Annotated in this window: 6 protein-coding genes; all 6 read left to right on the forward strand. The window is 70.9% G+C overall.

All coding sequences use genetic code 11. The annotated features are described in order from the left end of the window. Nucleotides 1–54 precede the first annotated feature (54 nt). The 6 genes from NS184_RS00870 (at nucleotide 55) to NS184_RS00895 (ending at nucleotide 7,592) form a co-directional block, all read left to right on the forward strand. Nucleotides 55–1,380 (forward strand): sugar ABC transporter substrate-binding protein, encoded by a 1,326-nt coding sequence (locus NS184_RS00870; protein ID WP_058724240.1) that lies wholly within the window; start codon nucleotides 55–57, stop codon nucleotides 1,378–1,380. Between the two features lie 3 nt (nucleotides 1,381–1,383). After that, complete coding sequence (locus tag NS184_RS00875) at nucleotides 1,384–2,421, forward strand: carbohydrate ABC transporter permease (RefSeq protein WP_058724241.1); 1,038 nt, start codon at nucleotides 1,384–1,386, stop codon at nucleotides 2,419–2,421. Continuing rightward, nucleotides 2,418–3,359, forward strand: a complete 942-nt coding sequence (locus NS184_RS00880) for a carbohydrate ABC transporter permease (protein ID WP_242862930.1) — start codon at nucleotides 2,418–2,420, stop codon at nucleotides 3,357–3,359. Before NS184_RS00875 ends, NS184_RS00880 begins: the two co-directional genes overlap by 4 nt. A 153-nt stretch (nucleotides 3,360–3,512) precedes the next feature. Further along, nucleotides 3,513–4,301: a DeoR/GlpR family DNA-binding transcription regulator gene (locus NS184_RS00885; protein WP_058724242.1), complete on the forward strand. Its 789-nt coding sequence runs from the start codon at nucleotides 3,513–3,515 to the stop codon at nucleotides 4,299–4,301. Further along, nucleotides 4,298–5,380, forward strand: coding sequence for a 1-phosphofructokinase family hexose kinase (locus NS184_RS00890; RefSeq protein ID WP_058724243.1), 1,083 nt, complete (start codon nucleotides 4,298–4,300; stop codon nucleotides 5,378–5,380). Before NS184_RS00885 ends, NS184_RS00890 begins: the two co-directional genes overlap by 4 nt. A gap of 82 nt (nucleotides 5,381–5,462) precedes the next feature. Continuing rightward, entirely contained in the window at nucleotides 5,463–7,592 is a 2,130-nt protein-coding gene (locus tag NS184_RS00895; RefSeq protein WP_058724244.1) for a PTS fructose transporter subunit IIABC, read from the forward strand. Nucleotides 7,593–7,636 lie beyond the last annotated feature (44 nt).

A 7,636-nucleotide genomic window follows, 5' to 3' on the forward strand; every position in this document is an offset into this window, starting at 1 on the left:
TTTACTCGCCATTACGCAACGTCCTTTCATAAAGGTCGGACCAAGGGAGTCAACGTGACACGCACGCGTTTCGCCGCACTCGGTGCGCTCGCCCTCGCAGGCGCGCTCGCCCTCACCGGGTGCTCCGCCGGAAGCAACGGTGCTTCCGACGGCGGCACGAAGTCCATCGGCACACCCGACGGCAAGGGCAAGACCATCACCGTGTGGATCATGAACGGCGACCTCAGCCCGAAGATCCTCGACGTCGCCGAGAAGCAGTTCACGAAGGACACCGGAGCCAAGGTGAAGCTCCAGCTGCAGCAGTGGGACGGCATCACGACCAAGCTCACGACGGCGCTCGCGCAGCAGGACGCTCCGGACGTGGTCGACCTCGGCAACACGCAGGTGCCGGTGTACGCCGCGACCGGGGGCCTGATGGACCTCTCGCCCTACAAGGAGGAGCTGCAGGACGGGCAGACGTGGCTGTCCGGGCTCGAGGGCCCGGCAACCGTCGACGGCAAGCTCTACGGTGCCCCGCTGTTCGCCGGCAACCGCGCGGTCATCTACAACAAGAAGACATGGGCGGACGCCGGGGTCACCGACGTGCCGAAGTCGTACGACGAGCTCACCGCCGACCTCGACAAGGTGAAGGCGAAGAACCCCCAGGCCGACTTCTCCGCGTTCTACATGCCCGGCCAGTACTGGTACGGCGGGCTGCAGTGGGTGTGGGACGCCGGCGGCCAGATCGCCACCGAGAAGGGCGGCAAGTGGACGGGAGCGCTCGACTCCGCGGCCGCCGTCAAGGGCCTCACCGCGTGGAAGGACTTCCAGAACGCGTACTCGGCGAAGTCCACGCAGGACATCAACACCGACAAGCCTGCCGAGTCCGACGTCTTCGCCCAGGGCAACACCTCGGCGATCCTCGGGTCCGCCTGGGAGATCGGGTCGATCACGACGGCCAAGCCCGAGCTGAAGGACCAGATCGGCACGTTCCCGATGCCGTCGGCGAACGAGGGCAAGACCCAGCCGGTGTTCCTCGGCGGTTCCGACCTCGGCATCCCGTCGAAGTCGCAGAACCAGGACCTCGCGCTCTACTACACGAAGATCCTGACCTCGAAGGAGTTCCAGAAGGACCAGGTCTTCGGTGTCGACGGATGGGAGCCGAACTCGACGCAGCTGCTCGACGCGGTCGCCGGTGACGTGGATGAGCTCCACAAGCCGTACTTCGAGGCCGCCTCGACCAGCCGCCCGACCCCGGCGACCCCGGGCTGGGCGACCATCGAGGGCGACTCGAGCTTCCAGACGATGTTCGCCGACGTCGCCACGGGTCGGAAGACACCGCAGCAGGCAGCCGAGGGCTTCTCCGAGCACCTCACGTCCGCGCTCAACGCGCAGCAGTAGTCGATGACCTCCACTGCAGAGCGGGTGTCCGGTCCGGCCTCGGCCGGGCCGGACACCCGGCGTGCCGGTCTCCGGCGGAGCCGTCCGGCGGGGTCGGGTCCGTCGGGGTCCGACCCGGCGGGCGGTCGCGGTGGCCGTCGGCGGTCGCTGACGGCGTCCCGAGCGCCACTCGTGCTGCTGGCGCCGGCCGCGGTCCTGCTGCTCGCGCTCGTCGTGTACCCACTCCTTCGGCTGCTCGTCATCTCCTTCCAGGACTACGGCCTCCGTGCGATCTTCACCGGGCAGGCCGGGTTCGCCGGGCTGAGGAACTACACGAACGTGCTCACCGACGCGAGCTTCTGGCCGGTCATCCTCCGGACGGTGCTCGTCACGGGGGCGATGGTCGTCGGGACGATCGGCATCGGCATGGCCGTCTCGCAGCTGCTCACGCGACTCGGGGTGGTGATGCGGACGGTCGTCAGCGTCGTGCTCGTGCTCGCCTGGGCGATGCCGAACGTGGCGTCGAGCCTCGTGTGGCAGTGGCTCTTCCAGCCGTTCTACGGCGTGCTCAACTGGATCATCACGCAACTCGGCGTGTTCGGGGACCACACGCAGGACAACTGGGCCTCGACCCCCGGGCAGTCCCTGGCGATCGTGCTCTCGCTCGTCATCTGGCAAGCCGTGCCGTTCGTGGCCCTCACGCTGTACGCCGCGCAGTCGCAGATCGCGCCGGAGTACTACGAGGCCGGCGCACTCGACGGCGCCTCGGCGTGGGCGATGTACCGCGCGATCACGCTCCCCGCGCTCGTGCCGACGCTGCTCCTCGTCACGATCCTCTCGGTGATCTGGGACTTCAACGTCTTCAACCAGATCTGGTTGCTCACCAAGGGCGGCCCGGAGGACACCACGCTCACGCTCGGCATCTGGACCTTCGTGAAGTCCTTCGTGTCGAACGCGTACGGGCAGGGCGCGGCCATCGCCGTCATCTCGACGCTGATCCTCGGGGCACTCACCAGCTACTACATCCGCCGGCTCGTCCGCAGTGGAGAGGAAGACCTGTGACGACGACATCGACACCCGGGGTGACCGCGTCGGAGGCGCAGCCCGACGTGGCGGGGGCCGGACGCGCCTCCAGGCAGGGCGGGCCGGACCGCGTGGCCGCGCCGGTACGCGGCCGCCGACGGAAGCCCCGTGTGGTCGCGAACACGATCGCGGTCGTGTTCTGCCTCGTCTGGGTGTTCCCGATCTACTGGATGGTGAACACCGCGTTCAAGCCCGCGGACGAGGTCACCACGCTGACGCCGATCTGGCTACCGCTCCGACCGACGCTCGAGAACTTCACCAGGGCGCTCACGCAGGACGGTTTCCTCGTCTACCTGCGGAACTCGGCGATCGTCGTCGTGGCGGCGGTCCTGCTCTCGATCGTGGTCGGGTTCCTGGCGTCGGCGGCGCTGTCGCGGTTCCGGTTCCGCGGTCGGCGGGCGATCCTCGTGGCGATCCTGTTCGTGCAGATGATCCCGTCCGGGGCCCTGCTGATCCCGCTGTTCCTGTCGTTCCAGACCCTCGGGTTGCTCAACAGCTACATCGGGCTGATCCTCGCGTACGTGGCGAGTGTGTTGCCGTTCTCGATCTGGGTGATGCGCGGGTTCTTCGTGGCCGTGCCGGTCGAGATCGAGGAGGCCGCGAAGGTCGACGGTGCGGGGACGTTCCGGATCCTCTGGAGCGTGCTGTTCCCGCTCGTGATGCCGGGGGTGATCGCGACGAGCGTGTTCGCGTTCATCGCGGCGTGGAACGACTACCTGACGGCGTACGTGATGCTGAAGGACCAGGGGATGTACACGCTGCCGGTCTGGCTCGCGGGGTTCTCCACGAACAAGGGGACGGACTTCGGCGGACTCATGGCGGCCTCGGTGCTGTTCTCGATCCCCGTGGTGGTGTTCTTCCTCATCGTGCAGCGGCGGCTCGTCAGCGGGATGACGGCGGGGGCCGTCAAGGGGTGACAGCCCCACAGCTCGGACCTCAACGCCCCGTCCTGCCGTGTGCAGGGCGGGGCGTTCATCTCTGGTCGTGTTGGTTCTGTGGCGAAACGGTTGCGAACGTGTGGGTTTGCGGCGTACAGTGCTCGAAACCCACGGGAACGAAGGAGTTCGGGCATGTACGCAACCGAGCGGCACAACGCGATCGCAGCGTCGCTGCAGTCGGCCGGCCGTGTCTCCGTCGCCGAACTCGCCGAGCACTTCGACGTCACGACCGAGACCGTCCGTCGTGACCTGGACGCCCTCGAGTCCGCCGGACTCCTGCGTCGCGTCCACGGGGGAGCGGTCCCCGTCGGCCGGTCGAGCGTCGTCGAGCTGAGCGTCGCCGAGCGCGAGGGACAGCACGGCTCCGCCAAGACCGCCATCGCCCATGCGGCGATGCGTCTCGTGCCGCCGACGTTCACCGGGTCGATCGCCCTCGATGCCGGCACGACCTGCGCCGCCGTCGGTGCCGAGCTCGCCCGGTGGGAGCCCGCCACGGCCGGAGCGACCATCACCGTCATCACGAACTCGGTACCGATCGCCGCGGTCCTGCAGCACAGCGAGCACGTCGAACTGCACCTCCTCGGGGGCCGGGTGCGCGGTGTCACCAGCGCCGCCGTCGGGACCGCCACGGTCGAGCAGATCGGCGCGCTGCGACCCGACATCGCCTTCGTCGGGACGAACGGCCTGTCCGCCGGCTTCGGGCTGAGCACCCCCGACGAGTACGAGGCCGCGGTCAAGGGTGCCTACGTCCTGGCCGCTCGGCGGAGCGTCGTCCTCGCCGACGCCGCGAAGCACGGGGTCGAGGCCCTGATGCGCTTCGCCCGGCTCGACGAGGTCGACACGATCGTCACCGACCAGGAGCCCCCGGCGGACCTCGCCGGCGCGCTCGCCGAAGCGGACGTCGAGGTGGTCGTCGCATGATCAAGGACCCGAGCCCGGACGCGCGCACCAGCACGCGCATCGTCACGGTCACCCCGAACCCGAGCCTCGACCGCACGATCGAACTCGCGGGCGAGCTCCAGCGCGGCGCCGTCCAGCGTGCCACCCGGTCCACGGCAGAGCCCGGCGGCAAGGGCGTCAACGTCTCCCGGGTCGTCGTGGCGAGCGGCGGGGACACGATCGCGGTGCTGCCGGGTGACGAGCTCGACCCGGTGCTGCTCGGCCTCGCGACCCGCGGCATCCCGACGGCCGCGATGCCGATCGGCGCCCCGCTCCGCTCGAACGTCACGGTCACCGAGCCCACCGGCACGACGACGAAGCTCAACGAGCCCGGGCCGTCCCTCGCCGGACGGCTCGACGAGTTCGCCGCCCTCGTCGCCGACGCCGCGGGGCCGACCCCGACCGGTCCGGGCGCGCGCTGGGTCGTCCTCGCCGGGTCGCTGCCGCCGGGACTGCCGGACGACGCGCTCGCCGAGCTGGTCCGGGCCGTCCGTGCCCGCCACGGTGAGGACGTCCGGATCGCCGTCGACTCGTCCGGCGTGCCGTTCACCGCGCTGCTGCAGTCCGGTGAGCGGATCGACCTCGTCAAGCCGAACGCCGAGGAACTCGCCGAGGTCGTCGGCGGCGACCCCGACGAGTACGAGCGTGACCTCGAGGCCGCTGCCGCCGCGGCCGAACGGCTCCGGTCGCGGGGTGTCGACACCGTCCTGCTCACCCTCGGCAGTGCCGGCGCCGTCCTCGTCGGCCCCGACGGGGCGCACGCCGCCGCAGCCCCGACGATCGTCGCCCGCTCGACCGTCGGCGCGGGGGACTCGTCCCTCGCCGGGTACCTGCTCGCCGAGGTCGCCGGCGCGCGGCCGGAGGAGCGCCTCGCCCAGGCCGTCGCGACCGGAGCGGCAGCCGCCGCGCTCCCGGGCAGTGACGTCCCCGCACTCGACCACACCGACCCCTCCGCCATCACGGTCCGCAGACTCCGGACCGAGACGGCCGCGGTCCCCGACACACCGGAGCCATCGGTGACCGCGGCGGGGACACCCGTCGCGGCGCCGGAACCGGTCTGACCCGCACCACCCGAGCACCACCCCCCACACCGCAGCACGAAGCACGGCCCGCGCCCCCGGCGCCACTGCAAAGGAGCAACCCATGTCCGCAGACACGACGCAGCGCCTCATCAGCGCTGAGCTCGTCGGCCTCGACGAGGACCTCGGAGCGACGTCGAGCGACGTCATCCGCGTCCTCGCCGACCGCGTCGCCGCCACCGGCCGCGCAGCCGACGGAGCCGCCCTCGCCGAGGACGCCATCAAGCGCGAAGCCAGCGTCGGCACGGGCGTGCCCGGCGGCATCGCCATCCCGCACGCCCGTTCGGCCTCCGTGTCGAGCCCGACCCTGGCGTTCTCACGCCTCGCCCGGAAGGTGCCGTTCGGCGCCCCGGACGGCGACGCCGACGTCGTCTTCATGATCGCCGTGCCCGAGGGTGCCGACAAGGACCACCTCACGGTCCTGTCGACCCTCGCCCGGGCGCTCATCCGCGAGGACTTCACCGCGGCGCTCCGTGCCGCGTCGACCCCGCAGGAGATCGTCGACCTCGTCCAGCGCGAGGTGGGCGGCGAGGTCGCCGCAGCCGGCGTCGGGAACGCGAGCAGCGCCTCCCGGCAGGCCGCAGCGCCGTCGACGCAGGCCGCGTCCGGAGACGCGACCACGACGAGCAACGCCGCGGGTGCCCGCAAGGTCATCGTCGGCGTCACCGCCTGCCCGACCGGCATCGCGCACACCTACATGGCCGCCGACGCCCTCGTCGCCGCCGCCCAGCGTGCCGGCGCCGAGATGCACGTCGAGACGCAGGGGTCCTCGCAGGTCGAGCCGCTCGACCCGGCGCTCATCGCCCGCGCGGACGCCGTCGTGTTCGCGGTGGACGTCGACGTACGCGACCGCGGCCGGTTCGCGGGCAAGCCCCTCGTGTCCGGCCCGGTCAAGCGCGGGGTCGACGAGCCCGACAAGATGATCGCCGAGGCGCTCCGAGCCGCCGACGGCCCGAACGCCGCGCGTGTCCAGGGCGGAGCGGCCACCGCCGAGACCACGAAGACCGACGAGCACTTCGGACAGGCCCTCAAGCGCTGGCTCCTCACCGGCGTCAGCTACATGATCCCGTTCGTCGCGGGCGGGGGTCTGCTCATCGCGCTCGGCTTCCTGCTCGCCGGGTACGGCATCGCGCTCACGCACGGTGACTCCGGCCAGAACAACGCCGTGTACACGCTGACGAACTACACGCTGCTGAACCTGCCGCCGGAGGGCCTCGCGTACTACCTCGGTGCGGCTGCGTTCCAGATCGGCGGGATCTCGCTCGGGTTCCTCGTCGCCGCGCTCGCCGGGTACATCGCGTACGCGATCGCCGACCGGCCGGGCATCGCGCCGGGCTTCGTCGCCGGGTCGATCGCCGTCTTCATGAACGCCGGCTTCCTCGGCGGGCTCGTCGGTGGTCTCATCGCCGGTGGCGCCGCGTACTGGATCGGGCGCATCCCGACCTGGCGCTGGCTGCGCGGCCTCATGCCGGTCGTGATCATCCCGCTGTTCGCGTCGATCATCGCCTCCGGACTCATGCTCCTCGTGCTCGGCGGGCCGATCGCCTGGGTCATGACGCAGCTCACCGCGTGGCTGAACTCGCTGTCCGGCGCGTCGGCGGTCCTGCTCGGCATCATCCTCGGCCTCATGATGGCGTTCGACCTCGGCGGTCCGGTGAACAAGGTGGCCTACGCGTTCGCGGTCGCCGGCCTCGGTGCCGGTTCGGCCACCAACGTCGTGCCGTTCGAGATCATGGCCGCCGTGATGGCCGCGGGCATGGTCCCGCCGCTGGCCCTCGCGCTCGCCTCGACCGTCCTCTACCGTCGCGGCTTCACCAAGCCCGAGCGGGAGAACGGCAAGGCCGCGTGGCTGCTCGGTGCGTCGTTCATCTCCGAGGGCGCGATCCCGTTCGCGGCGGCCGACCCGCTGCGGGTCATCCCGGCGTCGATGGTCGGTGCTGCGGTCACGGGGGCGATCTCGATGGCGGCGGGCGTGACCTCGCGGGCACCGCACGGCGGCATCTTCGTGTTCTTCGCGATCGGCAACATCTGGATGTTCATCGTCGCGATCCTCGCCGGCACCGTGGTCTCCGCGCTCGTGCTGGTCGGGCTCAAGAAGTGGGTGCGTCGTCGTCCGGCGGACGAGGTCGCGGCGGGTTCCGAAGCCGCGGTCGCGGCTGAGACGGTGGGGCAGCGCGCGCCGGTCGCGGCGTAGTCGACGCATCCACCTGGCGCACGTGACCACGTGACGGACGGGAG

The sequence above is a fragment of the Curtobacterium luteum genome (genome assembly GCF_001475545.1).
GTDB lineage: Bacteria > Actinomycetota > Actinomycetes > Actinomycetales > Microbacteriaceae > Curtobacterium > Curtobacterium luteum_A.